The organism is Mesorhizobium sp. B2-4-15, from assembly GCF_006658505.1.
Classification (GTDB): domain Bacteria; phylum Pseudomonadota; class Alphaproteobacteria; order Rhizobiales; family Rhizobiaceae; genus Mesorhizobium.
Map to the genome: position 1 here is coordinate 146243 of NZ_VFUZ01000014.1, position 26984 is coordinate 173226.

Consider the following 26984-nt stretch of genomic DNA (forward strand, 5'->3'; position numbering starts at 1 on the left):
TAATTTCGGATCAGGCCGCCAGCAACTGCTTGCGGTCGACGCGCTCCTGCTGCGGCGAGCGGGCGTAGAGTTCCCGGTAGCACTTCGAGAAGTGCGAGGCCGAGACGAAGCCGCAGGCGACCGCCACCTCGACCACCGGCAACGAGGACTGGATCAAGAGATGCCTGGCGCGGTCGAGCCGGATTTCCAGATAGTAGCGGGCAGGCGAGCGTCCCATCTCGGTGCGGAAAAGGCGCTCGATCTGGCGACGCGACAGGTCGACATGATCGGCGATCTCGATCAGCGACAGCGGCTCGGAGAGGTTCGCCTCCATCAGTTCGATGATGGTCAGCACTTTCGAGTTCTGTACGCCAAGACGCGCGCGCAGCGGCAGGCGCTGGCGGTCGGTCGGGCTGCGCACGCGGTCGGTCAGCACCTGCTCGCAGACGCGGTTGACGAGGCTCTCGTCGAAATCGTCGCCGATCAGCTTCAGCATCATGTCGAGCGCGGCGGTGCCGCCGGCGCAGGTATAGATGTTCTGGTCGATCTCGAAGAGGTCGGCAAAGACATTGGCCTTGGGAAACGCCTCGGAAAATCCCGGCAGGTTCTCCCAATGGATGGCGCAGCGCTTGTTGGACAGCAGGCCGGCGGAGGCCAGGATATGCGCGCCGGTGCACAGGCCGCCGACGGCAACGCCGCGATTATACTCTTCGCGCAGCCAGGCGAAGGCTGATTTGTTCTGGTAGCGCTCGACATTGATGCCGCTGCAGACGATGGCCATGTTGGGACGATCCGGCCCCGCCATCTTCTTGCGTTCCTCCTCCAGCGAGGTGTTGACCGCGCATTCCACACCGTTCGAGGCGCGCACCGGCTTGCCGTCGATGCTGGCGAGGCGCCAGCGATAGGCCTCGTAGCCGAGCATGCGGTTGGCGGAGCGCAACGGATCGAGCGCGGTCGCAAAAGCGATCATGGTGAAATCGGGAATAAGGAAGAATACAAACGATCGCTTGATCGGATGCTTAACGGCGTTCACGGGAACCTCACGCAGCCATGACGCGAACAGGATGTCGCGAATAGCATAGCGACATCAGGAAATCCCATGCTTGTCAATTGGCTACACCGCTTGGACAAGATTAAATTTGCGACATGGGTCGCAAATGGGCAATTCACAGGCGGGAACCCATGATGCGATCCAGGGACAAGCCCGGGCGCAACGCGGCGCAACAGAAACGCCGCCTTGGCTTGAGCCAGGCGGCGTTACAGTCGTGAAGCCAGCGGCAAGGAGCGCTGTCTCAAAAAAATTTAGGCGACGAAGCCGAGGCGCGCCGCAGCCATGGCGCCGGTCTGGCCGGGCATGGTGTTGGCGAGGCGCTGGCGCTCGAGAGCGGTGGTCAGGTTCATTTCGCGGCGTGCAAAGAGGCGGGAAAAAAGCTTCATGATCATCTCCAATCGGTTGCTCAGACGGGTCGCCTTCGCTTGATGGAGTGGGGCAGCTCGTTTGCTGGCGGTGATATAGGCTTGTGTGACCGGAAACTAAATCGCAAAAGCGAAGCGCTTGATATGAAAAGCGACACCAAACGCGACAAGGCGGGGCGGGGTGTCCAGAATTCACGATTGTTTACAGAGGCTTAGTTCAGAAAATGAGATGCTATGCGGCTTGTTCATATGCGCCATGCAGCGGCGGCATGGCTCCTGAATTCATTTGAATACAAATAAAACGACAAGAAACGTCCAATAAAACGAGAAGGTCTGCCGGGCGGGCCGCGCGGCAGGCCTTCAGCACAGGGTACACACGATCTACTTTGCTCCAGCCCAGGATCCGATGCCGTTGCGCATGCCGGTCTTGGTGTCGGCAGCTTCAGGCCAGCCAATATCCTTCTGCAATTCGATTGGCAGGGAGCGGATGGCGCGTTCGGTCTGATAGCGGGCGCGGGCCGCGCTGAATTCGGTCGCGATGCGGCCGAGGGAGGACAGGATAGACATTTCATTTCTCCTTATGCGCCAGGCGGCAATGCCAGGCAGCGGCTGGTTACGCCAGGTCTGTTTCAGCTTCATTTCATATCGATTGCAGGACTGTGTCGGGGTCGTTTCATGGCTGCTTGTGGCAGCATCCTCAATCGATGCAGTTGACTATGCTCCTGATTTGATGTTCAATCAAACGAAATGGAATGATACTTTGTATCAGAAAAATTGAAGGCTGATCGCCATGAACGCCCCACTCAATCATCCGCTGCCGCTGCTCGATCTTGACGTTTTGCGCACTTTCGTGGCGATTGCCGAGACCGGCAGCTTCACCACTGCCGCCAATGCCGTCTTTCGCACGCCGTCGGCGGTGTCGATGCAGATCAAGAAGCTGGAGGATATTCTTGGCCGCTCGGTGTTCGCGCGCGATGCCCGCTCGGTGACGCTGACCACGGATGGCGAAATGCTGCTCGGCTATGCCCGGCGGCTGCTGTCGATCAACCGCGAGGTGGTCTCGAAATTCATCATTCCCGACATTGTCGGCGTTGTCCGGCTCGGCTCGCCGGATGATTATGGCGAGCGCGTGCTGCCGCATGTGCTGAAGCGTTTCGCGCAATCGCATCCCTCGATCGCCGTCGACGTCACCATCGACCAGAGCAGCAATCTGCGCCGGCGCATGGATGACCGCGCGCTCGACATCACGCTTCTGACCAACTCCTACAAGACCAGCGCGCTCGGGGCCGAGGTGCTTTTGACCGAGCCGATCGTGTGGGCCGGCGCCAAGGGTGGCTGCGCGCATCTGCGCGAACCGCTGCCGGTGTCGCTGTGGGAAGAAGGCTGCGCCTGGCGCGCCGGTGCGCTCGATGCGCTGGGACGCGAGGGCCGCAACTACCGCATAGCCTATATGAGCGCCCATACGGCCGGCCAGCGTGCCGCGATCATGTCCGATCTCGCCGTGGCGCCGCTGCCGAAGTCGTTCCTTGGCAACGACATGGTCGAGCTCTGCCCGAAGGACGGCATGCCCGACATCGGCACGTATAATCTGGCCATGGTGGTGGCACCGGACGCCAGCGCACCGGTAAGGGCCGTCGCCGACCACATCCGCGCGACGTTCGAAGTGTTCCGGGAAACCGGAAAATTCTGACAGGTGTCGCGATGAACCGAGCTTCGGTGCTCGGCGATCTCGTCTCGTTCGCAAACCGGTTGATCGTCTGGCTGAGATGATCGGAGTGCTGGGCTGGTCCGAAACGCCAGTGGTTATGCTGGCTGCCGATCAGATCGTGAGCGTCCTACAACGGGCCCGAGCGGGAGCCCTTACTGCTGCCGATGTGGAAGCATGGGCTGATCTGATCGAATGCAGGGAAAACATCGACTATCAGCCAGAACATTACGAACAAATATTGCAGGCGATCTACATGCTCGCCAATCCGGTCTTGAATGGATCGCTTGACGAAGCCTTGACCGACCAACTGATCGCCTCGCTTTTGCCCTGATCCGCGGCTTTTTCGCTGCTTAGAAACGCGGCCATGCGTTGGCGGGCCCGCCGCGATTCCGGCATATCGATCAATGGCCAGACGTGGAACATGCCTTCCTCGTAGATGACATCGATCTCGACACCAGCGGCTCGCGCTTTCTTGGCGAAGATCAAATTGTCGGGACTGAGCATGTCGCGCGACCCGGTCAGAAGCAGTGTCTTCGGCAGCACGGAGAGATTGCCGTAGAGCGGACTAATATGCCAGTCGGTGCGGTCGATGCCGGCACTGTACATCCGGATCGCCTCCAGGCCGCCTGCGATGCCGAGCCAGGGATCTTTGCCCTCGGCCTCGAACACTTCGGGATTGGCGAGCGACATGTCGAGACCAGGTGAGATCAGCACATGGCGCGACGGCAGTGCCAATCCCTTCTCCGCAGCCATCATGGTCAGCACCACGGCCATGTTGCCGCCGGCTGAATCGCCCATGAAGATGATGTCGCCCGGCTCCGTTTCGTCGAGCATGCGGCGATAGACCTCGCCAACCATGCCGAACATGGCGTGGAAGTCATGCTCGGGAGCGATGGGGTAGATGGGCACGGTGACGGCATAGCCCAGCCGGTCGGCCATGTCGGCAATCAGATGCCAATGATAGGGCGTGATTTCAAAGACATAGGCGCCGCCGTGCAGGTAGAGTATCCGCTTGCGCTCGCCGGCCCTGGGGGCGATCTCGTAGACCGGAAAGCCGTCGACCATGTGCGCTTCTATGTTGAAACGCTGGTACAACGAGGCCGGCGGGTGATGATCCTCCGTCTTGCGCGCGGCAGCAATCCAGCGCCGCAGGTTTTGCGGGCTGGAAAATGCCTTCTTGCGGCTATGCCTGAGCACGAAGGAAACGAAGTGGCTTTTCAAACTTGGCATGCGCATACACGAGCTTCGGCTACAGCCGACTAAGAGAATTCCCCCTCTCTTGCGAAGATCGTGCGTTGGCCAAAAATGTCAAGATTTACGCTTTGTCCACACGGCGGTGTGATCCGCCCTGCTGTTGTCAGCGGCGCGGCAAAAGTGCGGCGCGCGGCCGGTTGCCGGCAGCCGCTGGGGACCTGCGGGGCCCCCGGCGCCTGGCGAGCAATTTGCATTTGTCTGCGAAGGTCATCAGCGCGCGGTGCCGAGGAGCAACGAGGCGAGTGCCGCCTGCGGATCATTGGGCGGCGAGGCTGGCCAACCAATGTCCTTTTGGACATGGGCCGGCAGCGCGTTCAGCGCGCGGATCGCCTTGTTCCTGGCATGGGCCTGCCTGATGGTCACACCAAAACGGCCGAGATTTTCGAACATCGACATTTCTATCTCCCTTGAGAACCGAGGCGGCCGCAGTCGTGGAGATCTCCGGCCGCCGTTTCGACGTCCGCTAAATGCGTTGGATATGTATCGGATGGATTTCGCGAAAACAGCGTTTCGGTTTCCGGATCGGCTCGATCCGGAAACATTTGCATGCAAATGAATTTTGCCCACGTAATTAAGGCAGGCATGGACGCGGCAATCAGTTCGATCTGAGATGCCGGCGCCGCGAGGATTGTCAGAAAAATGCGGCGTCAGATGACACGCGTCATTCTTCTTTGCGTGACTACTCCCGGCCGCGACGCGCGGCGTGGCCTTCGCGTGAGCGCCGGCGCGGGGTGGCGTCGCCTGCCACACCGTCCTCGCTCACCGTCTTGCGTGGCGGCAGTTTCACCGCCGCCGACAGTTTCGGGAACGGATCGACCTTGTTCGGCAACGCCATGGCATAGACGAAATGCTCCTGGAATTTTGGTTCCAGCGCGGTCTCGATCTTTTCGATCTGGCTCACCGTGTCCTCGATCTCGCGGCGATAGCCGCGATTGAGCAGCGCCATGCGCGCACCGGCACCGGCGGCATTGCCGACGGCCGAGACCTTGTCCAGGTCGCAATCGGGGATCAGGCCCAGCACCATGGCGTATTTCGGATCGATGAAGGAGCCGAAAGCGCCGGCGAAATGGATGCGGTCGACATGCTCGGTGTGCTGCTTTTCCATCAACAGCTTGGTGCCGGCATAAAGCGCCGCCTTAGCGAGCTGGATGGCGCGCACATCGGTCTGGGTGATGGTGATCTTCGGCTCGCCTTCCTTCAGCACATAGGAGAAGGTGCGGCCGTTGGCGATGACCCGCGGCGAGCGCAGGCTAAGCGATCCGTCGACGACGCCATCCTCGGAAATGATGCCCGCGAGATACATCTCTGCAACGATCTCGATTATGCCGGAGCCGCAGATGCCGGTGACGCCGGTCGCCTGCACGCTGTCGAGGAAGCCCGGTTCGTCCGACCACAGTTCCGAGCCGATGACGCGGTATTTCGGCTCCAGCGTGTCGGGATCGATGCGCACGCGCTCGATGGCGCCGGGCGCCGCACGCTGGCCGCCGGAGATTTCGGCGCCCTCGAAAGCCGGGCCAGTCGGAGAAGAGGCCGCCACGACCCGCACACGGTTGCCAAGCACGATCTCGGCATTGGTGCCGACGTCGACGATCAGCATCATCTCGTCCTGGCGATGCGGACCTTCCGACAGCGTGACGGCAGCCGCGTCGGCACCGACATGGCCAGCGATACAAGGCAGCATGTAGAGCCGCGCGCCCTGGTTGAGCTTCAAGCCGATATCCGATGCCTTGATGCGCACGGCGCCCGAGATGGCGAGCGCGAACGGGGCGCCGCCGAGTTCGGTCGGATCGATGCCGAGGAACAGGTGATGCATGATCGGATTGCCGACGAAGACGGAATCCAGGATGTCGTTGCGCTGGACGTTGCCTTCCGCGCAGACCTTGTCGACGAGACTGGAGATCGCCTCGCGCACCGCAACCGTCATGCCTTCGCGGCCGTCCGGGTTCATCATCACATAGGAGACGCGGCTCATCAGATCCTCGCCGAAGCGGATCTGCGGGTTCGACGTGCCGGACGAAGCGGCGACGCGGCCTGACAGCAGCGACACCAGATGCATGGCGATGGTGGTGGAGCCGATGTCGCAGGCCAGCCCATAGGCCTCGTTCTTGAGGCCGGGCCATAGCGCGATGACACGCGCGATGTCGCTGTCGGCATCCTTGTGGATGGCGGCGGTCGCGGTCCAGTTGCCCTTGCGCAATATGCCCTGCACCTGCGGCAGCAGGTAGAAGTCGAATTCGAGATTCTTGAAGCCCCAGTCCTTCATCAGCGCGATCTTGAGCCGATCGAGATCGCCGAGCGGCTTGTGCATGTCGGGCTCTTCGATCTCGACATAGCACATGCGGATCGCCGTATCGCGGGCGATCACCCTGGTGTCGGCATCCTTGCGGATGGTCTGCGCGTTGATGACGGTATCCTGCGGCACGTCGATGACGAGGTCGCCGAGGATTTGTGCCGAGCAGGAGAGGCGGCGCCGTTCAGGCAGGCCGCGCACGCGCTCATAGCGCTCTTCCTTGGGGCCCTTGGCCGAAATGTGGTCGTTGGAGGAGACGATCTTGTGCTTGGCGAAATTGCCTTCCTGCACCTCGACCTGGCAGCGCCCACAGGTGGCGCGTCCGCCGCACACGCTCTCGACATAGACGCCAAGCTGGCGCGCGGCATCGAGCACCGGCGTGCCGACAGGAAACCGCCCGCGCTTGCCCGACGGCATGAACAGCACGAGCGGATCGGTAATGTTTGCAGGTGAATTCACGATTGCGCGCTTATCCCCTTGCCATGCGGGCTTCACGGCCACCGCGGCGGCGACCGCCATTGCCGCCGCCTTCGCCCGGCGCGTTGACAGCGGTCGGAGCGGCAACGGCCTGGCCGCCTTCGGACGGCTTGTAGTCCTTGTAGGTCCTGATCCAGTTGGTGCAGTTCTCGTCGGTGCCGTTGAGCACATTGGCGCCGCGCACGGCTTCCATTTCCTGCGGACGCACCGGGTTCATGATAGCCGAGGTCATGCCGGCGCCGATCACCATCGGGATGAAGGCGGCGTTGATGCCGTGACGGTGCGGCAGGCCGAAGGAGATGTTGGACAGGCCGCAGGTGGTGTTGACCTTGAGCTCTTCACGCAGACGGCGCAGCAGGGCAAACACCTGGCGGCCGGCATCGCCCAGCGCGCCGATCGGCATGACCAGCGGATCGACGACGACATCGTGCGCCGGAATGCCGAAATCGGCGCAGCGCTGGACGATCTTCTTGGCGACGGCGAAGCGCACGTCCGGATCCATCGAAATGCCGGTCTCGTCATTGGAGATGGCGACGACCGGGACGTTGTATTTCTTGATCAGCGGCAGGATGGCTTCGAGCTTTTCTTCCTCGCCGGTGACGGAGTTGACCAGCGGGCGGCCCTTGGCGACCTTCAGCGCCGCTTCGATCGCGGCGGTGACCGAACTGTCGATCGACAGCGGCAGGTCGACGAGACCCTGGACGATCTCCAGTGTCTTCACCAACAGGGCCGGCTCGGTCGCGTTAGGGTCGACGGCGGTGACGCCGGCATTGACGTCGAGCATGGTGGCGCCGCAGGCTGCCTGTTCCAGTGCGTCCTTGATGACGGTCTCGAAATTGCCGGCCACCATCTCGGCGGCGAGCTTTTTGCGGCCGGTCGGGTTGATGCGCTCGCCAATCACGCAGAAGGGCTGGTCGAAGCCGATGATGATTTCTCGTGTCGCCGAGGCAACGATGGTCCGGGTCATGAAATCTCTCCGTCGTGATATAAAGAGTTCTTTATATCGTTATCTGATTTTGATCAAGCGAATGGTCGCTCTCCGCGCGGATCAATGCGCGGTCTTCACCATGTCCACCTGGGTTTCGGTAATGTCCTCATGCAAGATGCGGTCGAGCCGGTCGGCGACCATCTGATCGTCGCGACGAATCTCACGCTTCCATGGCTGGCGGCCCTTGAGCACGCCCGATTCATCGACGATCTCGGCGACATATTCCTCCTGGCGGTAGGCCATCACATGGACACCCGAGACGCCGGCGATTTCCTTCACCTCGTTGATAATGTCGATGCAGAGCTGCTTGCCTTCCTTCTTCTGGTCCTGGGCGCCCTCGAGCCGCTTGATGACGGCCTCCGGGATGTGAATACCCGGCACGTTGGAGCGGATCCATTTGGCCGTCTTGGCCGAGGCGAGCGGGCCGACGCCGCACAGGATGAACACCTTCTCGGTGTGGCCGAGATCGCGCGCCTTCTGCATGAACGTCCTGAACATCGGCACGTCGAAACAATACTGCGTCTGCACGAACTGCGCGCCGGCGGCGATCTTCTTGCCGAGATGGATCGGGCGGAAGTCGAAGGGCGGCGCGAACGGGTTGACGGCAGCGCCGAGGAAGACCTGCGGCGGCGTCGTAAGCTTGCGGCCGGACAGGAACTTGCCGTTGTCCCGCATGATGCGGACGGTTTCGAGCAGCGACATGGAATCGAGGTCGAACACCGGCTTGGCCCCGGGCTGGTCGCCCGCCTGCACGCCGTCGCCGGTCAGGCACAGCATGTTGGCGACACCCATGGCTGCGCCGCCCAGGACGTCGCCCTGGATGGCGATGCGGTTCTTGTCGCGGCAGGCGATCTGCATGATCGGGGCATAGCCCATGCGGGTCAGAAGCGCACAGATGCCGACCGAGGACATGTGGCAGTTGGCGCCCGAGGCATCGACGGCGTTGATGGCGTCGACCCAGCCATCGAAGATCCTGGCCCTGTTGTAGACATCCTCGGGATCGGCGCTGTCCGGCGGGTTGAGCTCGGTCGTCACCGCGAATTCGCCGCGCCGCAGCACGCGCTCCAGCCGGCCGCGTGAAGAGTGGCCGGGCAGGGGATCGAGCGGCAGGTGAATGCCGTCCGGGTTCTCGTCGCGCTGACGGGCGCTCATGCGGCGGCTCCGGTTTTTGGCGCGGCGGCGGTTTCACGGGCTGCCGCCGCCTGCGCGGTGACACGTAGCCAGGCCGAGGTTTCGCGCAACGACTGGTCAACCGGCTTCTGCACGGTCAGGATCCTGTCGCTGTTGACCATGTTCTGCGAACCTTCCCAGGCCTTGACCCAGACGCAGGGCATATCGGGCTCGACCTCGCAATTGCCGTTGGCGCGCACGCCGCCGCATGGGCCGTTGCGCAGCTGCTTGGGGCAGTTCATCGGGCACGACATGCCGGTCGACGAAAGAATGCACTGGCCACACATGCGGCAGTCGAACATGAAGCCCTTGACGCGCTTCTCGACGAACTTCACCGGGGCTTCGACGCGGCCATAGCCGATGCCTTTCCACAAGGGATGCAGCAACAGGAATGTGTCGGCGAAGCGGCCATAGAACCATTCGAGCAATCGCGAGTGCCGAATAGACCACAATCTCACCGCAAAGGAGCGCTGCACGCGCCGCTGCGGCGACACGTCGGCCGGCTTGTAATCGGATTTCGGCGCTGCCTTCTTGACCAGCGTGGCCTGGGTAACCGGCTGGACAACCCTTTGGCCATCTTTGACAGGAGTCGTGTCAGACATTTTCTTTGCCACCCGCCTTGACCAGAGCGACCAGCCGCTCGCGGTCATATTTCGCATCGAGCTCGTGAAAAGCCTTTTCGACCTCGGCTTCGAGGTCGTCGCCGACCGGGACCGGATCGGCCTTGCGCCATTCAGCGAGATAGTCGTCGGTTCCGCCGGCGCCAGTGCGCATGGCGCACATGTCGATCGCCTCGGTGAAGCGCAGCGGCAGTTCGCGCTTGGCGTTCTGCCGGCCCTTCTTGACGATGACCTGGGCAGGGATGTCGCGCCAGTAGACGACGATAAGATCGGCCATGAATTCTCGCTCCTCGAACTTTGGAGCATTGCCGCAAGCCTCGTTGGCCCGCTTGTTATGGGACGACGCGCGCGCATTCAAAAGCGACGCATTTGGATGTCGTAAAATGAAAGGCGCGTTTATTCGTTTCCGGCGTGTGCCGGCAACAGGTTCGACGTGCCGGAAAAGCCATCTTGCCGCAGACGGTTCCGTCAAGGAAAACCCTACCAGACTCCGGTTCTGAGCCCCGTCCAGAGATAAAACCAGATCGTCGGGTGGTACCATTGCCGTGACGGCAGGCCCGGATCGATGGTGACGAGCCTGCCAGCCAGGACATCGCGGACCGCCGCCACGCAGATGTCGCGCGAGAACGCGGCCTGCCGAAGGGCATAGCTCGAAATATTGTCACCGCGTTCGGGTTTGCCACGCGCCTGCCGCAGCGCGCCGCCGGTGTCGACGCCGGCATCGACCAAGAGCACGGTGGTGCCGAAATTCCGCGCGTCGCCCGATGCCAGCGCCCAGTAGCCGCCATTCATGCCACGATATTTGGGGGTGATGCCGGCGTGGTAGTTGATAACGGGACAAGCAATTTTCGACAGCGTGGCGCGTGACAGCATCCGGCAGCCGGCGAGAAACACGACGCCCGGCTGGAGCTTTGCGATGACATCCAGGCATTCGGGTGCGTTGGCGGAGGGGACGCGTATGATCGACTGCCCCGGTTTCGGTTCGGTCTGCATGTTCTGCTCGGCGATCATCTTGTCGGCATGACCGGCGAAAAAGCGCTTTCCCAATCGCGTCAGCACCATCGTGCCCAACTGGCCGACGACCGGGACCCAACCCTGGCGCCGGGCGCGCCTGACCAGCAATTGTTTTTTGGATTCAGGCGTTTCGAGGATGACGTTGACGGGACCCAAACCGTCAACAATGGCGTTGATGACCGCCCAGATATGCGGCCCGCCTTCGGTGACGACGACGATGTTCGACTTCTGGGGTTCCATGGTCGCGACGCACCGCTGGACAAGACGCGGCCGGTTCCGGCCTTGGCGCGTGGGATGCTAGGGCGTCCGGGTTAATCCTTGGTGATCAGGCGCTCCAAGCATCGTCAGCGCTTGAACTCGGTCTACGATGTGTCGCCGGCGAGAGACGGGTTGGGATTCGTCTGCAGGGGCGAGCTTTGCGATCTGGTGGCTGCACTGCGGGCCGGGGAAGGGGCGGCCTAGTTGTCAGCTGTGTGCCGCGGCACTCGCTAGTCCTGCCGTCAGATCCCCGAAGCCGGTGGCGCGCCGCTCATAGGCGAGCCCAAGCAGGGCGGCGGCCTTTTCGGCGACCCTGTCGAGTTCCGGATCGTCGGTCTGGGCGAGGTAGATCAGCTTCTCGTAGTTGCCGAAATAATCCTTGATCAGTTCGGGATGCCTGTCGAGGCCGAGCGGCTTCATGAAGAAGGCGTCGAACTGACGGCACAGGAAGTCCGTCATGTAGAAGGACATCATGTCGTCGTCGGCGATCTTCGCGTAGGACTCCATGCCTTGATAGAAGGCGAAGCAATGCGGTCCAGCCATGCGCTCGACGCCGTGCTTCTCCAAGACGCGGTCAAGCAGGCCGCCGGTGCCGCAATCGGCATAGCCGACGAAGATGTGCTCATAACCCTCCGCCTTGGCCTTCTCGATCGCCTTGTCCATGGCCGGCGCGATGCGGTCGGGATAGAAGTGAAACTCCGCCGGCAAACATGTCAACTCGAGGTGATCCAGCCCGAGCTGTTCCTTGACGGCCAACACCTCACGGGCAATCATCCCGCAGGCGATAATGAGCACCTTGTCCGCTTGATTCGGTTTCGTTTTCTGTGTCTTGGCCATGATGGAACCAGTCGAGCGGGCCCCGTTGCTGTGGGGCTAATTTATCTTTTTGAGGGAGACGCCATCCATGAAACTGCTGCGCGTAGCGCCTATTGCCATTCTTGCCTGTGCCTTGGCCCTTACGGCTTGCGCGAACACCGTCCGCGGCGTCGGCAAGGACGTCAAATCGACGGCCAGGGCTGTCAACGACACCGTCACCAAACCCTGAGCCGCAGCCTTCCCAATCATCTGGGAACAAAAAAGCCGCGCTGCAAGGCGCGGCTTTTTCATGGGTCATTGCGGAACCGTCAGGTTCAAGCCGAAGCGCGCACATTGTGCTTGCGCTTCATGTAGTCCTTGGCGGTCTCGACCGCCACCGCCGCATCGCGGCAATAAGCGTCTGCGCCGACAGCCTTGCCGAACTCCTCGTTGAGCGGCGCGCCGCCAACCAGCACGACATAGTCGTCGCGGATGCCCTTTTCCTTCATAGTGTCGATGACGACCTTCATATAAGGCATGGTGGTGGTGAGCAGTGCCGACATGCCGATGATGTCCGGCTGATGCTGCTCGATCGCGTCGAGATACTTCTCGACCGCGTTGTTGATGCCGAGGTCGATGACGTCGAAGCCGGCGCCTTCCATCATCATGCCGACAAGGTTTTTGCCGATGTCGTGGATGTCGCCCTTGACGGTGCCGATCACCATCTTGCCCTGCTTGGGCGCGCCGGTGGCGGCGAGCAGCGGGCGCAGGATGAACATGCCGGCCTTCATCGCATTGGCGGACAAAAGCACCTCGGGAACGAACAGGATGCCGTCGCGAAAATCCTCGCCGACGATGCGCATGCCTTCGACAAGCGCTTCGGTCAGCACCTTATAAGGCGCCCAGCCGCGCTCGAGCAGGATGCGCGTGCCTTCCTCGATCTCTTCCTTCAACCCGTCATAGAGGTCGTCGTGCATCTGCTGCACCAACTCGTCGTCGGAAAGTTCGGAAAGGATGATCTCGTCGTCGGACATTTTTTACCCAGCTCCCTACGGCATCGCGACTGTGTCGCAAGGCACAAAATATTGGCGTTCATACCTAACCCGCAACGGCTGTGTATCCATAGCTGATTTGCGACTTCCCGCAAAAGGAAAGCGACTGGAAAATCTATTGGTTTTCTTGTCGATTTTGCGACAGGCGTTGGCGCGGACTGGCCGTTTCGAATAGGGTGCATGGCTACGATCCGGCGAAAGCCGCGCCATGCGGCCGCAACGGTTACGGGCCAGCCATAGTCGGGCAAGGCCATATTCAGGGAAGAGCGATCATGAGCGAACACGCGGCAATAGACCAGGAAGCGTCAAACTCACGGCGTGGGCGCGGCGCCAGCGGTGGAGCGGCGGCCAGGCGTGCGGCGCGCTCCGGCGGCGGGCCCGGCACGCAACTCACCTATATCAAGCGCAAGATCAACGTCTATGAGGTGCTCAACGAGGAAGGGCTGGCCCTGATCGAGAAGAACACCGATACGGTGCTCGAAGAGATCGGCATCATCTTCCGCGACGATGCCGAAGCGCTGCAGCTGTGGAAAGAGGCCGGCGCCGACGTCAAGGGCGAGCGCGTCCATTTCCCGAAAGGTCTTTGCCGCTCGCTGCTGAAGACCGCGCCATCCATCTATACCCAGCATGCCCGCAATGCCGAGCGCTCGGTGCAGATCGGCGGCAATGCCACGGTGTTCGCACCGGTCTATGGCCCGCCCTTCGTGCGCGACCTCGATGGCGTCAGGCGCTACGCGACGATCGAGGATTTCCAGAATTTCGTGAAGCTCGCCTATATGGCGCCGTCGATCCACCATTCGGGCGGCACGGTGTGCGAGCCGGTCGACGTGCCGGTCAACAAGCGCCACCTCGATATGGTCTACGCGCATATCAAATATTCCGACAAGCCGTTCATGGGCTCGGTGACGGCGCCGGAGCGCGCCGAGGACACGGTGGCGATGGCCAAGCTCGTCTTCGGCGACGACTTCGTCGAGAACAACACGGTCCTGACCAGCCTAATCAACGCCAACTCGCCGATGGTGTTCGACGAGACCATGCTTGGCGCGTTGAAGGTCTATTCGCGGCACAACCAGGCCTGCATCGTCACGCCGTTCATCCTGGCCGGCGCGATGAGCCCGGTGACCGTCGCCGGCACGCTGACGCAGGTTCTGGCCGAAGTGCTGGCCGGTGCCTCGTTCACGCAACTGATCCGGCCGGGCGCGCCGGTGCTGTTCGGCACCTTCGCCTCGTCGATCTCGATGCAATCGGGCGCGCCGACCTTCGGCACGCCGGAGCCGTCATTGGTGTCTTACGGCGCGGCGCAACTCGCCCGCCGGCTCGGCCTGCCGTTCCGCACCGGCGGCTCGCTATGCGCCTCGAAAGTCCCGGATGCGCAGGCGGCCTATGAAAGCGCCAACACGCTGAACTCGACCATCCTTGCCGGTACCAACTTTGTCCTTCATTCGGCCGGCTGGCTCGAAGGCGGGCTGGCCTCCTGCTACGAAAAATTCATGATGGACATCGACCAGCTCGGCATGCAGCAGAAGTTCTGCGAAGGCGTCGATCTGTCCGAAAACGGCCAGGCCATGGACGCCATCCGCCAGGTCGGCCCGGGCAGCCATTATCTCGGTTGCGACCACACCCAGGCCAATTTCCAGACTGCGTTCTACCGCTCCAACATCGCCGACAACAATTCCTACGAGCAGTGGCTGGCCGAGGGCGAGAAGACCGCACCGCAGCGTGCCAACGATCTCGCACGCCGCTGGCTGGAAAGCTACGAGGCGCCGCATCTCGACCCGAGCATCGACGAAGCGCTGAAGGACTTCATCGCCAGGAAGAAGGGGTCGATGCCCGACGCCTTCACTTGAAAGGAGCCCGAGTCAGGCGGGGCTAAAGTCGCCAACATCATCCACAAGGAAGTCTGGCGGAGCGCGTTCTCCGATCCGGACAAGAAGGGATGAGTCTGTGCGCGGCATGATCGAAGAGATCACGGCCGCGCTTGGCGCTCACGGCCTCATCCTGCGCGGCGGCTTTGTTTTTCCCGATGGCGAGGATGCCCCTTGCGGCGCCTCGGGCGCGCAGGCAAGGTCCGTGCTGCTGGTAGGGCAGGCGGGTGCGGCACCCTGGCCGCATTTCCTGCGCTGGCGCAAAAAACAGCCACAGGCAATCGCCAATCCGCTCGATACGTGGTCACGGCAGGTGATCGGCGGTGTGGCGGAGGCATTCGGCGCGCGTGCCGTTTCGCCCTCCGACAGGCCTTATCTGCTTTTCCAGCAATGGGCGACGCGGGCGGAGGGGTTGAGGCCGTCACCGCTCGGTATCCTCATGCATCCGCAATACGGGCTTTGGCATGCCTATCGCGGTGCGCTGCTGTTCGAGGACGAGCTTCCGGTTCAAGCGGCCGATCCCGCAATCCACCTCTGCGACAACTGTGTGGACAAACCCTGCCTGAAATCCTGTTCGGTCGTTGCCTATTCCGCGGAAGGATTCGCCTATCAGGCCTGCCTGGCGCATGTGCGGGGAGCAGATGGTGAGCCCTGCCGCAGCGGCGGTTGCCTTGACCGAAATGCCTGTCCCCAAGGCACGTCCTACCGCTATCCGCCGGAGGTTCAGGCCTTTCATATGGCGAGCTTCATGCGCTAGCGGCACGCCGTTGGCGGCAGAAATGCCGGCGGAAATGCACAGAGAAGCGCTTGCCGCATAATAACCTCGGTTGGGTCCTCTTGCGGGATGTGCGTCGTGGCCGGGGTCGATACGCTTTTGTGAACGCCACCCGTCAGCCCGGCCTTGCCCTTCCAACCGGCGCCGATATGTATGTGCGACGATCAGAAGGTGACCCGGCCATGGCGAAGCGCGGTATCGAGATAAGGACCAGCGATGGTGTCGCAAGAGCAGGACTCTTCCGCTCGTCCGCCGGTTCATCGACCAAGGCCGGGGTCATTCTCTACCAGGACGCTTTCGGTCCGCGTCCGGCGCTCGACGGCATGGCCGAGCGGCTGGCGGGTGAGGGCTATGCGGTGCTGGTTCCCGATCTTTTTTACCGCGCCGCGCCCTATGGTCCGTTCGATGCCAAGACCGCCTTCGCCGACGAGAAGACCAAGGCAGCGCTGATGGCGCTGGTTACCGGCACGACGCAGGAGATGACCATCAGCGACAGTGGCGCCTTTCTTGAGGCGCTGTCGGCGGAAGGTGTCACCGGCCCGATCGGCACCGTCGGCTATTGCATGGGCGGTGCGCGGGCGTTGAACGCCGCCGCGACCTATCCGGACCGCATCAAGGCGGCCGCCAGCTTCCACGGCGGCAATCTGGCCAGCGATGCCGCCGACAGCCCGCACCGCAAGGCGGCCGCCTTCAAGGCGCGTGTCTATGTCGGCATGGCGGGTGTCGACCGGAGTTTTCCGCCCGAACAGTCGACGCGGCTGGAGGAGGCATTGCGGAATGCTGAAGTCGACCACACGATCGAGAACTATGTCGGCATGGCGCATGGCTGGTGCGTGCCGGACCATAGCGTTTATGACGAAGCTGGCGCCGAGCGGCATTGGAGGCGGTTGACGGCGCTGTTTTTGGAGACGCTGGGTTAGAGTTCTACTGGCGAGGAGAGCGCCCGGCGAGGCAGATAACCCTCGAGAGTTGGCGCCGCCCCTCATCCGCCTTTCGGGCACCTTCTCCTTGTGAACGGAAGAAGGAAGAACGACCTCCCAAAAAATCTTTCCACCATCCCAAGGATTAGCCATTAGCCTTCGTCCAACAGGCAAATGATGGCGATGATGCTGGATGAGAGCGAAGCCTCCGACGCCGAACTGATCGGGCGGGCGAAGGACGGAGACAGGGGGGCCTTCGGCAAATTGCTGGAGCGTCACTACGACTTCGTCTATCGCGCCGCCTACCGCTGGTGCGGCAGGAAGGCCGATGCCGAGGATATCGCCCAGGAAGTCTGTGTCCGGCTGGGCCGGGCGATCCGCGATTATCGCGGCGGTGGTGCCTTCACGACCTGGCTCTACACCATGACGATGAACGCGGCGCGTGACATGATGCGCAAGACCGCGCGCGAAACGGTGAAGACCGAAGCCTACGGTGTTCATGCGCTGATTTCTGGCGAGGCCTCGGCCGAACCGGAAGGCACGGCCGAGGCGCTGTGGGTGGCGGTGAGGCAGCTTCCGGACAAGCAGCGCGACGCCGTGCTGCTTGTCTATGGCGAGGGCTTGAGCCACGCGGTCGCCGCCGAGGTGATGGCGATCTCGGAGACGACGGTTTCCTGGCACATCCATGAAGCGAAGAAACGGCTGAAGACGCTGATGCGCTCGGCCGGGGAAGTGTGACCATGGTAGACGACAACGAACTCGAGAGACTGCGCGACATTACGGCGCCGGCACCGGGCGAGGCCTCGAAGGCGCGCGCATTCGAGGCCGCCATGCGCGCCTATGACCAGGAAAATATTTCCGCCGTCACCCAAGGATCGGCTGCAGGGTTTCGTCTCACAGAGCGAGCACAAAAGCTCTGGAGCGAAATCATGCAAAAGAAACTCATCGCCACGCCGGCTCTTGCCGGCCTCGTCGCCCTGCCGATCGCTGGATACGCCGCTTTCCATCTGCTGAGGGAGCCGTCGCCGTTTGGCGGCGACCAGAAGGTCACCGAGACGCTGGCCGACAAGCCGGCGACGCTGAAACCCTTGGCCAAGCAGGCACTGGGAGATCAGGCCATCAACGAGCCGCTCGCGGCCACGGCGCCGACGAAGGACAAGAAGGCCGACGCGAATACGGAAAGCCGCGATGCCGCCGATGCGCTTGCGGCGCCGCCCGCACCGCCGGAGTCCGAATCCGCCGCTGCCGGATCGGCACAGCAGAGCGCTCAGGAGCGTGGCGTTCTGGCAGAGCCCGCGCCGGCACCGCTTCCGCTGAACAACACCGCTGGCGCACCCAGCGCCTCGCGGGTTGCCCGCATGCAGGCTGGCGAGTCCAAACTGATGGTGCAGCAACCGGCGGCCAACCCGGCCGACCAGATCGCGCCGCAAGAGGAAAACCGCAACCGCGTCGAGGACTTCAAGACCAACCCGGTGCACGAAACCGTGCAGGATCCGGTCTCGACCTTTTCGATCGACGTCGACACCGCCTCCTATTCCTTCGTGCGCCGTTCGCTGAAGGAAGGATCCCTGCCGCAGGCCGACACGGTCCGTGTCGAGGAGATGATCAACTACTTCCCCTATGACTGGAAGGGCCCGGACTCGGCGTCGACGCCGTTCAATTCGACCGTCAGCGTCATGCCGACGCCGTGGAACGCGCACACCAAGCTGATGCATGTCGCCATTAAGGGGTTCGACATCAAGCCGACCGAGCAGCCAAAGGCCAATCTGGTGTTCCTGATCGACGTCTCGGGCTCGATGGACGAACCGGACAAGCTGCCGCTGCTCAAGTCGGCATTCCGCCTGCTGGTCGGCAAGCTCCAGGCCGACGACACGATTTCCATCGTTACTTATGCCGGTGATGCGGGCACCGTCCTGGAGCCGACCAAGGCATCCGAAAAGGACAAGATACTCACCGCCATCGACAAGCTGACGCCCGGTGGCAGCACGGCCGGGGAGGCGGGTATCAAGGAGGCCTACAGGCTGGCGCAAAAATCCTTCGTCAAGGATGGCGTCAACCGGGTGATGCTGGCCACGGATGGCGACTTCAATGTCGGCCAGAGTGACGACGACGACCTCAAGCGCCTGATCGAACAGGAACGTAAGACCGGTGTCTTCCTGTCGGTGTTCGGCTTTGGCCGCGACAATCTGAACGACCAGATGATGCAGACCATCGCGCAGAACGGCAACGGCACCGCCGCCTATATCGACACTTTGGCCGAAGCCGAAAAGGTGTTGGTCGAGGATGCCTCCTCGACGCTGTTCCCCATTGCCAAGGACGTAAAGATCCAGGTCGAGTTCAACCCCAACAAAGTCTCGGAATACCGTCTGATCGGCTACGAGACCCGGGCGCTCAACCGCGAGGATTTCAACAATGACCGCGTCGACGCCGGCGATATAGGCTCGGGCCATTCGGTCACCGCGATCTACGAGATCACGCCCAAGGGTAGCGGTGGCGAGCAGATCGATCCGCTGCGTTACGGCCAGGCCACGGTCAACAATGGCGGTGTCGCGAACGCGGACGAATATGCCTTCGTCAAGATTCGCTACAAGCTGCCGAATGAGGACGTCTCGAAGCTGATCACCACGCCGGTGACCTCGGCGAACGAGGTGTCGTCCTTCGACCAGGCGAGCACCGACCAGCGCTTCTCGGTCGCGGTCGCGGCCTTCGGCCAGAAGTTGCGCGACGAGGATGCGACCGCGAAGTTCGGTTACGACAAGATCATGGAGATCGCCACTGCCGCCCGGGGCGCCGACCCGTTTGGGTACAGGTCCGAGTTCCTCTCGCTTGTGCGCCTTGCCTCGGCACTGGGCGGTAAACGGTAGTGGCGATGCGGCCGGCTTCTTTCAGATGGGTTCGTTCTGACAGCGGAAACCGACCCAGGGGCGGGTGAAGGCAGGCCGGCAAGGGACATTTCCCTTGCCGGCCTTTTTTCGCGGAATGTTCCAGGTTGTTAAATTGCGCGGCATTTCCGGTACCGGATCGCAACCCCTCCTTGCTAAGCCCGTCATGTCCACGGGCTTGAGGGAGCCGGAATTGCAGATCAGCACGTTCGTCAGTTCAATACCGCCGGCGCGGGACGCTTCGGCGGTTTCATCGGCCCCGTCGCCCGAATCCAGGCGCATCAGCGATGATGTCGCGCAGGCGCGCCACACCGCCATGTCGGCGCTGACCAATGATCGTTTTCGCGCCATGCTGGAGCAGATCACCGACCCTGGAGCGTCGGGTGCGCTGATGACGATGCGCGGCGACAACCTCGTCGACTTCAAGTCGGCGCAGTCGAGCTACGCCGACAACAGCGAATAATCCCAAGAGACAGTAGGCCCCGAAGAGATACCAGGCCCGAGCAGATATCAGGCCCGGCTGCGGCGGCGCTCGCGGCGGGCTTCGCTGGTCTCGGCGGTGTTCTCCGTCGCCACCTTGTTGCGCATTGGGCCGATACGCTCGACGATCTTCTCAACCGTCGGGCGATCCGCCTTGGTGTGGGCGTCGAGCGCCTTGCGCATGGCGGCAAGATGCTGGAACGAGGTGCCGCAGCAGCCACCGACAATCTTTGCCCCGGCGTCGACGGCGAGGCGCACATAGTCGGCCATCAGGTCCGGCGTGCCGGAATAATGAATTTCGGTGCCGCGGAATTCGGGAATGCCGCAATTGCCCTTGACGATCACCGTCGCCTCCGGCTTCGCATCGGTCATGTCGAGCAGCGACGCCAGGATATCGGAGGCGCCGACACCGCAATTGGCGCCAACGCCGAGCGGCGCTTGCGCCAAGCCATCGACGACGCCATGGATGTCTTTCGGCAGCAGGCCCATCATGGTGCGCCCGGCAGTGTCGAACGAGCCGGTATAGGTGTAGGGCAGGCCGACGCGGATGGCGGCTTGCGCCGCGGCGCGAATTTCGTCGGGAGCCGACATGGTCTCGATCCAGGCGACTTCGGCGCCACCTTCCTTGAGACCTTCGATCTGCTCCGCGAAGGCGTCGACCGCCTCGTCATAGGTCATGGCGCCAAGCGGCACCAGCAATTCGCCGGTCGGGCCGACCGAGCCCGCGACAATCACCTTGCGGCCGGCCTTGTCGGCGACAGCGCGCGCGATCTCGGCGGCGCGCTTGTTAAGCGCGTGCACGCGGTCCTGCGCATGGTGCAGCTTCAGCCGGTGGCGGGTGCCGCCGAAGGAATTGGTGAGGATGATGTCGGCGCCGGCATCGACGAAATTCTGGTGCAGGCTGGTGATGGTGTCGGGCGCCGTCTCGTTCAGCAGTTCCGGCGCCTCGCCAGCCTCCAGCCCCATGGCGAACAAATTGGTGCCCGTGGCGCCATCGGCCAGCAGCACGCCCTTTTCAGCCAGCAGCGCATCGATCGGATTGGTGGTCGTCATCGGATTGGCTTTCATGTTTCGAATTCGAATAAGGATATAAAGAAGTCTTTATGTCCAGTCAATGAAATAGCAACCGGACCATCGCTCGGGCGGTTGCCGTTCCTCACGCCGCTCAGACAGAGCCTGATGCGAACGGCATGCCAGCCAGATTGCGCGCGAAGGCAGCGGCCTCATGCGGGTTGACGTCGGCGGCACGGATCAGATTGTCGAAATGCCGGGTCAGTGCCTGGACCGGCTGAGTGGCGTTCAGCACCACATACATGTCGCCGACATAGATGGCGGCGCGATAGGGGCCGAAGATGGTGAGCGGGATCGAATAGCGCATGCGGCCGTCATAAAGAAACAGGCGAAAGGTCGGGTAGAGGTCGTCGAGCAGCGTCGCCATATGGGTAAGCTGCTGCTGACGGTCGGCCGCCGGAAAACGGTCCCACACGCCGAGACCCCGTGCGAAGATCTCCAGCGTGTGACGCGGCATGCAGACTTCCATGTCGGTTTCCGGGCGCCGGTTGTATTCTATGCGATATCGGGTCTCGCTGGCCTGTGCCAGACGGCTCCTGTTGGTGATATTGGCCTCGTAATCGACGAGCGCTTGGGTTCGCAGGAGATCGGGAATGCCGGCCGGCACATAGCGGATCTTGGTGCCCGCGGCTTCAGCGAACCATTTGGCGAGCAGCGTGCGGTCGAAACCGTCCGGCGCTTCCTCGATCTCCAGGCTTTCGCGGATTTCACCGGTGACGCCTTCGTCTTGGCTGAGGCCAAGCAGCCAGTCCAGGGAGACCTTGAATTCGGCTGCTATGTTGAGCAGCGTTTCGGCCCTCGGCAGGCGTGTCGAGGCGCCCGACATGAGCTGCGACAGAGCCGATCTATCGATGCCGACGGCTGTCGCGAACGCCGACTGATTAAGGTCCGACCGTGTCAGGAGCAGCTTCAGGCGTTCCCGAAAGGTCGTCGACAAGTCGCGTTTATCCATCCTATCGCTCCTTGCTTCGGAAGGAAAAATTTTCGCCGAGAAGCCTTATGGGGGGCTTCAGGCGTAAATGAATCCCCAAGGGTGTTTACAAAGTACAACATATGCGGCCGAAAATGCGCAGACGCAACATTTTGTATACTTTGTCGCGTTGAGTGGAATCACGTCTCCTGACACAATGCTGTCAGGAACCGGTTGGAGTTCCGGCGACTGAGGGACAGTGGTCGATAGCATGAGCATACCAGGCAAGAGCATCCGTCGAAGCAGCAAACCGGCCATCGAATGGCCGACCGTGGTCCTCGCTTTCTTCTGCTATGGCACATGGTTCGCCGCCGGTCTCTTCCTCTGGCCATCCTATCCCATCCTGGCCCTCATAGTCATGGCTGTCACGCTGGCACTGCAGTCCTCGATCATGCATGAGGTTCTGCATGGTCATCCGACCCGCCATGCCTTGGTCAACGAGGCCTTTGTCTTTCTGCCGATCGGCCTTGCCTGGCCGTTCCGGCGCTTCAAGACCATTCACCTGCGCCACCATGCCGACGAGCGGCTGACCGATCCGCTGGATGATCCCGAGAGCTACTACAAGGCGCTCTGGATGCATGAAGACATGCCGCCGCTGATGAAATTCCTGCTCAAGGTCAACAACACCATGGCCGGTCGCCTCGTGCTTGGGCCGTGGCTGTCGTGCATCGGCTTCTTCATCGATGACGCCAAGCATGTGATCGCCGGCGACAAGGCGATCCGCAAGGCCTGGCTGCTGCATGTCATCGGCCTTGCCATCGTGCTGCCGGTTGTCCAGTTCGGTTTCGGCATACCGCTCTGGCTTTATGTGCTGGTGCCGGTGTGGCTTGGCCAGTCGCTGATCTCGATCCGCACCTATGCCGAGCATCAGTGGTCGGAGCATCCCGAAGGCCGCACGGTGATCGTCGAGCGCTCGCCGCTGTCATTCCTGTTCCTCAACAACAATCTGCACTTCGTGCATCACAAGAGCCCGACCGTTGCCTGGTATCGGTTGCCGAAACTGTTTCGCGATCGCCGCGAGGACTGGCTGCGGATGAACAACGGCTATGCCTATCCGAACTATTTCGCGCTGATCAAATCCTATGCCTTCAAGGCGAAGGAGCCGATCGTGCATCCGGTTCTGCGGCGCGCGCCTGAGCACGGCCGGGCCTTCAAGCCGCGTATCCGCGCGCGCAACATCAATGGGCTCGGCACCGCGCCGGTGCCCGCCGAGCCGCCCAAGGAATAGTTCCTGGACAGCCCGAATCCGTGTCGCCCAATTCTGATTGGGCGCCGTGTTTCTGCGATCCTTTCTCCAGACATGGTGATTGAGTGCCGGCATGAGCGAACTGATTGCGGCGTTGCCGATGTATGACTGGCCTGAAGCGCGCGGCGAGGTCGATGCCCAATGGGCTCGGTTGCGTGATGCCTTCCGGCAAAAAGGGATCGATACCCCGAAAACCATCGTGCGGCGCAATGGCGATCTGCCGCCGGTTCCGGGCGGCATTCGTGATAGCCAGGGGGCATTGATCGCGCCGGATCCGGCGACATTGCCGGCGGACGAACTGGATTTCCACGAGATATGGCTGCATCCGGCGCTGCTGTTCGCGCAGGCCTGCTGGGGGCCGATGGAGCTTGGGCTGTCGAGCCATGTGCAGGTGGTCGGCCAGCCGAGTTACGACGCCTATGAGGGCGGGCAGGGCGAGCTTTATTCCAGCGCGCTGGTGATGCGGGCAGGCGAGGGGCCGGAGGTGCGGTCGCCCGCGGATGGGAAGGCCTTGCTGCCGCTTGATCTCATCCGGGGCAAACGCTTCACCTTCAACAGCCTGGATTCGATGTCGGGTATCATCGCGCTGACGCGCGACCTGCAGGCGGCAGGCCACAGTCTCGATATATTTTCATCGCGCACCGAAAGCGGCGGCCATCGCGATTCTGTCATTGCTGTTGCCGAAGGCAGGGCGGATGTCGCCGCGATCGATTGTGAAAGCTGGGCGCTGGCGCAGCGTTTCGAGCCGGTTGCTGGCAAGGTCGTGACCGTCGGCTGGACGGCACGACGCAAAGGTCTGCCCTTCATCACCGCCAGGACGACGCCGGAAAAAACAGTCCGGGCCATGCGCGAGGTCCTTGCCGGGCTAGCCGAGCAGCCTCGCATCCAGCGGGTAGGTTGAAAGCTGCTGGTTGCCGCTTTCAGTGATCAGGATCTGCTCCTCGATCTTGGCGCCCTCGCGCCCGCCGAGCCGGCCGATATAGCTTTCCACGCACAAAACCATGCCTGGTTCCAGCACCCCGTCAGGCGTGTCCGATGTCCAGTCGCCGGCATGCGGCAAGGTCGGGTATTCATCGGCGAGACCGACGCCGTGGTAGAGCACGCCGTAACGGGTCGGAAAACAGTCGCCCGGCGGCACCACCGAGCGTTCGACGAGGTCGCGGAACGAGATGCCCGGCTGCATCAGTTCGGTGTTGTGCTCGATCTGGTCGGCGGCGATGCGGAACAGATCGCGCTGTTCATTGGTCGGCTTAGTATCTCCGCAAAGCCATGTGCGCGACAGGTCGGCGCAGAAGCCGTAGGGGCCGATCAGGTCGGTGTCGAAGGCGACAAGATCGCCTAATTCAATCTTGCGCGACGAGCATTCCTGGAACCACGGATTGGTGCGCGGGCCCGACACCAGCAGCCGCGTCTCGATCCATTCGCCGCCGCGCGCGATGTTGCCGCGATGCAGCTCGGCCCACAATTCGTTTTCGGAGATGCCGGGCTTCAGCGCCTGCTCCATCTCACCCATCGCCGCCTCGCAGGCGACGATGGCCCGGCGCATGGCAAGAACCTCATCCGGCGATTTGATCAGCCGGGCATTCTCCATCACCGCTTCGCCATTGCCGATGGAAACACCGAGGCGCGCCAGTTCCTCGACGCCTTCCGGGTTGATGTGGTCGACCGCGATGCGGCTGTTGCCGCCGCCATGCTCCTTCACCAGATCGGCGATGCCGGCGGCCCAGCGGCGGACCTTCTGCTCGGTCAGGTCGCCGCTGTAGAGATACATCCATGACACCGCCGGCCGTACCTCGTCGACGACGCCAGAATGGTCGGACAGGTGTTCGCAGGAAAAATAGTCGAACAGCACAACCGGTCCGTCGGTGGCGACGAAACAATGCCGCGTCGGGTTGTGCGCGACCCACAGCTGCATGTTGGTCGAGTCGGTCGCGTAGCGGATGTTGACGGGGTCGTAGAGCAGCGCACCGGCATAACCGCGACGCTTCAGTTCGGTACGGATGCGCTCCAACCGGTATTGGCGCACCGCCGGCAGATCGGGGGCGGCAACGCCTGCCGCCGCCCATTCCGCTTCAGCCTGGGCGCCATAGCCCAGCACATGCTGGTTGAGTGAAGCCGCCTTCTCACGGGAGGCTTCGCGCAGCGCCTCGATCGAGCCCGGCTCGAACGGCATGATCTTGCGATGGCGGCCGAAGCTTCCCTTTGGCGCCGCGCTGTCCATCGCTGAACCCTCAGGTCCGCATCTTCTCGCCGCTCGGGTCGAACGGTGCCTCGACATTGATGCGGGCCGGACGGCGATGGCCGAGGATTTCGATCTCGAACAATCCGGCGCTTTCATCCTCGGCGAGGGCTGCCGGCACATAGCCCTGCGCCATCGACTTTTGGACGTAATGCGCGTAGCCGCCCGACGTCACCCAGCCGACCACGCGCCAGTCGCCGTCAACGATGCCGCGCACGGCGGACGCGCCTTCAGCGGCCTTGGAACCACGCACTTCCTTGCCCTGGTCGTCAAAGCGCGGCGCGCCATAGCCATGCGGCTTTTCCACCGTGCCATAGTCCTTGCTGACCTTGGCCCAGATCGGCTCGTCGCCCATCACGTCGGCGTCGGCAGCGTCGACGATGAAGGAGACGCGGCGCAGCTTTGGCCCTTCCGCCTGTTCCTTGGCGGCTGCCTCGCGGCCGATGAAGTCGTTCTTTTCGAGCTTGATGAAGCGGTCCATAGAGCCTTCGAACGGGCCGTAGATCGGGCGCAACTCGCGGAACCAGGTCGGGAAATTCTTTTCCAGGCGCATCGACAGCAAAGCGCGCATGCCGAAATCGACCAGGCCGAACTCTTCACCTGCTTCCTTGATCTGACGATAGACAAGACGCTGGTAGGCCGGCGCCATCCAGATTTCATAACCGAGGTCGCCGGTGTAGGTGATGCGGTTGACCATGCATGGCGCGCCGCCGACGGCCATCTCGCGGAAATCCATGAAGCGGAAGGCTTTGGTCGAGATGTCGACATCGACCAGCTTCTGCAGGAGGTCGCGCGATTTCGGTCCGGCGATCGACAGGCCGACCAGCGTCTGGTCGAAGCGGTGGATACGCACCTCCGACCCCCTTGGGCCATCCTTCGGCAGGTGCTTCTCGAACCAGCGCATGTGGTATTTCTGGGCGGCCGACGAGCCCCAGATCATGAAGCGGTCTTCGCCGGCCTTGGCGATGGTGAAATCGCCGATCAGCTTGCCGAACTCGTTGATCATCGGGGTGAGCACGATGCGGCCGATCTTCGGCATGCGGTTGGTCATCAGCCGGTTGAGGAAGTCTTCCGCACCCGGTCCCGACACTTCGTATTTGGCGAAGTTGGCGATTTCGGTGACGCCGACCTTCTCGCGCGTGGCGCGCACTTCCTCGCCGATCGGGCCAAAATCGTTCGAGCGGTGGAAGGAGACGATGTCCTTGGGCTCCTTGCCCTTGGGCGCGAACCAGAGCGGAGTTTCCAGGCCCCAGGAGTCGCCCATGACCGCGTTGTTGGCGAGCATGGTATCGTAGAGCGGCGTCGTCTGCGCCGGGCGCGCGGCCGGCAGTTCCTCGTTGGGGAAGCGGATCGAGAAGCGGCGCGAATAGTTTTCGCGCACCTTGGCGTTGGTGTAGCGCAGGCCTGCCCATTCGCCGAAGCGGGCGACATCCATGCCCCAGACGTCGAAGCCCGGGTCGCCATGCACCATCCAGTTCGACAGAGCGAGGCCGACGCCGCCACCCTGGCTGAAGC

General features: G+C 62.4%; 28 protein-coding genes. 10 read left to right on the forward strand and 18 right to left on the reverse strand.

Annotated features, from left to right (window positions below):
* Window positions 1-10 precede the first annotated feature (10 nt).
* The 3 genes from FJ930_RS18190 to FJ930_RS18200 all read right to left on the reverse strand — a co-directional run bounded on the left by FJ930_RS18190 (window position 11) and on the right by FJ930_RS18200 (window position 1962).
* Window positions 11-1012 carry a GlxA family transcriptional regulator gene (locus FJ930_RS18190; RefSeq protein ID WP_140740867.1) on the reverse strand — a complete coding sequence of 334 codons (1002 nt, stop codon included), beginning with the start codon at window positions 1010-1012 and terminating at the stop codon, window positions 11-13.
* A 269-nt stretch (window positions 1013-1281) separates the two neighbouring features.
* Window positions 1282-1416: a hypothetical protein gene (locus FJ930_RS30745; protein ID WP_081295128.1), complete on the reverse strand. Its 135-nt coding sequence runs from the start codon at window positions 1414-1416 to the stop codon at window positions 1282-1284.
* Between the two features lie 360 nt (window positions 1417-1776).
* Window positions 1777-1962, reverse strand: coding sequence for a hypothetical protein (locus FJ930_RS18200; protein ID WP_140740869.1), 186 nt, complete (start codon window positions 1960-1962; stop codon window positions 1777-1779).
* Between the two features lie 223 nt (window positions 1963-2185).
* Here FJ930_RS18200 and FJ930_RS18205 point away from each other — a divergent pair, with 223 nt between their 5' ends.
* Window positions 2186-3085 (forward strand): LysR substrate-binding domain-containing protein, encoded by a 900-nt coding sequence (locus FJ930_RS18205; RefSeq protein ID WP_140740870.1) that lies wholly within the window; start codon window positions 2186-2188, stop codon window positions 3083-3085.
* A gap of 267 nt (window positions 3086-3352) precedes the next feature.
* Here the strand turns inward: FJ930_RS18205 and FJ930_RS18210 are convergent, their stop codons facing one another.
* The 9 genes from FJ930_RS18210 to FJ930_RS18250 form a co-directional block, all read right to left on the reverse strand.
* Complete coding sequence (locus FJ930_RS18210) at window positions 3353-4333, reverse strand: alpha/beta hydrolase (RefSeq protein WP_141839566.1); 981 nt, start codon at window positions 4331-4333, stop codon at window positions 3353-3355.
* A gap of 234 nt (window positions 4334-4567) precedes the next feature.
* Window positions 4568-4753 (reverse strand): hypothetical protein, encoded by a 186-nt coding sequence (locus tag FJ930_RS30125; protein WP_140740876.1) that lies wholly within the window; start codon window positions 4751-4753, stop codon window positions 4568-4570.
* Between the two features lie 283 nt (window positions 4754-5036).
* Entirely contained in the window at window positions 5037-7166 is a 2130-nt protein-coding gene (locus tag FJ930_RS18220) for an ASKHA domain-containing protein (RefSeq protein WP_141839567.1), read from the reverse strand.
* Window positions 7117-8091: a methyltetrahydrofolate cobalamin methyltransferase gene (locus FJ930_RS18225; RefSeq protein WP_140765814.1), complete on the reverse strand. Its 975-nt coding sequence runs from the start codon at window positions 8089-8091 to the stop codon at window positions 7117-7119. The genes FJ930_RS18220 and FJ930_RS18225 overlap by 50 nt, the downstream gene beginning before the upstream one ends.
* 81 nt (window positions 8092-8172) lie before the next feature.
* Complete coding sequence (locus FJ930_RS18230; protein WP_141839568.1) at window positions 8173-9264, reverse strand: methylenetetrahydrofolate reductase; 1092 nt, start codon at window positions 9262-9264, stop codon at window positions 8173-8175.
* Window positions 9261-9884, reverse strand: a complete 624-nt coding sequence (locus FJ930_RS18235; RefSeq protein ID WP_140740882.1) for a methylenetetrahydrofolate reductase C-terminal domain-containing protein — start codon at window positions 9882-9884, stop codon at window positions 9261-9263. The genes FJ930_RS18230 and FJ930_RS18235 overlap by 4 nt, the downstream gene beginning before the upstream one ends.
* Window positions 9877-10179 carry a virulence factor gene (locus FJ930_RS18240; protein WP_137933169.1) on the reverse strand — a complete coding sequence of 101 codons (303 nt, stop codon included), beginning with the start codon at window positions 10177-10179 and terminating at the stop codon, window positions 9877-9879. Before FJ930_RS18240 ends, FJ930_RS18235 begins: the two co-directional genes overlap by 8 nt.
* A gap of 203 nt (window positions 10180-10382) precedes the next feature.
* Entirely contained in the window at window positions 10383-11156 is a 774-nt protein-coding gene (locus tag FJ930_RS18245; RefSeq protein WP_140740884.1) for a formyl transferase, read from the reverse strand.
* A 225-nt stretch (window positions 11157-11381) separates the two neighbouring features.
* Window positions 11382-12011 carry a DUF1638 domain-containing protein gene (locus FJ930_RS18250; protein WP_140740886.1) on the reverse strand — a complete coding sequence of 210 codons (630 nt, stop codon included), beginning with the start codon at window positions 12009-12011 and terminating at the stop codon, window positions 11382-11384.
* A gap of 67 nt (window positions 12012-12078) precedes the next feature.
* On the opposite strand from FJ930_RS18250, the gene FJ930_RS18255 reads away from it, so the two are divergent.
* The gene (locus FJ930_RS18255; RefSeq protein ID WP_140740887.1) at window positions 12079-12219 is read left to right on the forward strand and encodes an entericidin A/B family lipoprotein; all 141 of its coding nucleotides are present in this window, start codon (window positions 12079-12081) and stop codon (window positions 12217-12219) included.
* An 85-nt stretch (window positions 12220-12304) separates the two neighbouring features.
* On the opposite strand, the gene FJ930_RS18260 is transcribed toward FJ930_RS18255, so the two are convergent.
* Window positions 12305-13003, reverse strand: coding sequence for a B12-binding domain-containing protein (locus tag FJ930_RS18260; RefSeq protein ID WP_140495658.1), 699 nt, complete (start codon window positions 13001-13003; stop codon window positions 12305-12307).
* Window positions 13004-13293: 290 nt separating this feature from the next.
* On the opposite strand from FJ930_RS18260, the gene FJ930_RS18265 reads away from it, so the two are divergent.
* The 5 genes from FJ930_RS18265 to FJ930_RS18285 all read left to right on the forward strand — a co-directional run bounded on the left by FJ930_RS18265 (window position 13294) and on the right by FJ930_RS18285 (window position 19445).
* Window positions 13294-14868: a trimethylamine methyltransferase family protein gene (locus FJ930_RS18265; RefSeq protein WP_140740889.1), complete on the forward strand. Its 1575-nt coding sequence runs from the start codon at window positions 13294-13296 to the stop codon at window positions 14866-14868.
* A 97-nt stretch (window positions 14869-14965) separates the two neighbouring features.
* Entirely contained in the window at window positions 14966-15643 is a 678-nt protein-coding gene (locus tag FJ930_RS18270; protein WP_181763411.1) for a hypothetical protein, read from the forward strand.
* Window positions 15644-15843: 200 nt separating this feature from the next.
* A complete protein-coding gene (locus tag FJ930_RS18275) occupies window positions 15844-16581 on the forward strand; it encodes a dienelactone hydrolase family protein (RefSeq protein WP_141839570.1) in 738 nt (245 codons plus the stop codon).
* Between the two features lie 177 nt (window positions 16582-16758).
* Window positions 16759-17319, forward strand: a complete 561-nt coding sequence (locus FJ930_RS18280; protein WP_141839587.1) for an RNA polymerase sigma factor — start codon at window positions 16759-16761, stop codon at window positions 17317-17319.
* A 2-nt stretch (window positions 17320-17321) separates the two neighbouring features.
* Window positions 17322-19445, forward strand: a complete 2124-nt coding sequence (locus tag FJ930_RS18285; RefSeq protein WP_141839571.1) for a VWA domain-containing protein — start codon at window positions 17322-17324, stop codon at window positions 19443-19445.
* A 21-nt stretch (window positions 19446-19466) separates the two neighbouring features.
* Here the strand turns inward: FJ930_RS18285 and FJ930_RS30520 are convergent, their stop codons facing one another.
* Window positions 19467-19796 (reverse strand): hypothetical protein, encoded by a 330-nt coding sequence (locus FJ930_RS30520; RefSeq protein ID WP_141839572.1) that lies wholly within the window; start codon window positions 19794-19796, stop codon window positions 19467-19469.
* Here FJ930_RS30520 and FJ930_RS30525 point away from each other — a divergent pair.
* Window positions 19780-19926: a hypothetical protein gene (locus tag FJ930_RS30525; protein ID WP_141839573.1), complete on the forward strand. Its 147-nt coding sequence runs from the start codon at window positions 19780-19782 to the stop codon at window positions 19924-19926. The genes FJ930_RS30520 and FJ930_RS30525 overlap by 17 nt on opposite strands.
* A gap of 47 nt (window positions 19927-19973) precedes the next feature.
* Here the strand turns inward: FJ930_RS30525 and bmt are convergent, their stop codons facing one another.
* Both bmt and FJ930_RS18305 read right to left on the reverse strand, forming a co-directional pair.
* Window positions 19974-20996 (reverse strand): betaine--homocysteine S-methyltransferase, encoded by a 1023-nt coding sequence (bmt, locus tag FJ930_RS18300; protein ID WP_181763416.1) that lies wholly within the window; start codon window positions 20994-20996, stop codon window positions 19974-19976.
* Window positions 20997-21108: 112 nt separating this feature from the next.
* Window positions 21109-21966 (reverse strand): helix-turn-helix transcriptional regulator, encoded by an 858-nt coding sequence (locus tag FJ930_RS18305; protein WP_141839575.1) that lies wholly within the window; start codon window positions 21964-21966, stop codon window positions 21109-21111.
* A gap of 229 nt (window positions 21967-22195) precedes the next feature.
* Between FJ930_RS18305 and FJ930_RS18310 the strand changes: the two genes are divergently transcribed.
* Both FJ930_RS18310 and FJ930_RS18315 read left to right on the forward strand, forming a co-directional pair.
* Window positions 22196-23212: a fatty acid desaturase gene (locus FJ930_RS18310; RefSeq protein ID WP_181176309.1), complete on the forward strand. Its 1017-nt coding sequence runs from the start codon at window positions 22196-22198 to the stop codon at window positions 23210-23212.
* A 91-nt stretch (window positions 23213-23303) separates the two neighbouring features.
* The gene (locus FJ930_RS18315) at window positions 23304-24131 is read left to right on the forward strand and encodes a PhnD/SsuA/transferrin family substrate-binding protein (RefSeq protein ID WP_141839576.1); all 828 of its coding nucleotides are present in this window, start codon (window positions 23304-23306) and stop codon (window positions 24129-24131) included.
* Here the strand turns inward: FJ930_RS18315 and FJ930_RS18320 are convergent.
* Together FJ930_RS18320 and FJ930_RS18325 are read right to left on the reverse strand one after the other, a co-directional pair.
* Window positions 24096-25451, reverse strand: coding sequence for a Xaa-Pro peptidase family protein (locus FJ930_RS18320; RefSeq protein ID WP_141839577.1), 1356 nt, complete (start codon window positions 25449-25451; stop codon window positions 24096-24098). The genes FJ930_RS18315 and FJ930_RS18320 overlap by 36 nt on opposite strands.
* A gap of 10 nt (window positions 25452-25461) precedes the next feature.
* Window positions 25462-26984, reverse strand: a 1523-nt coding sequence (locus FJ930_RS18325) for a glycine cleavage T C-terminal barrel domain-containing protein (protein ID WP_281408912.1), incomplete at its 5' end; no start/stop codon positions are given.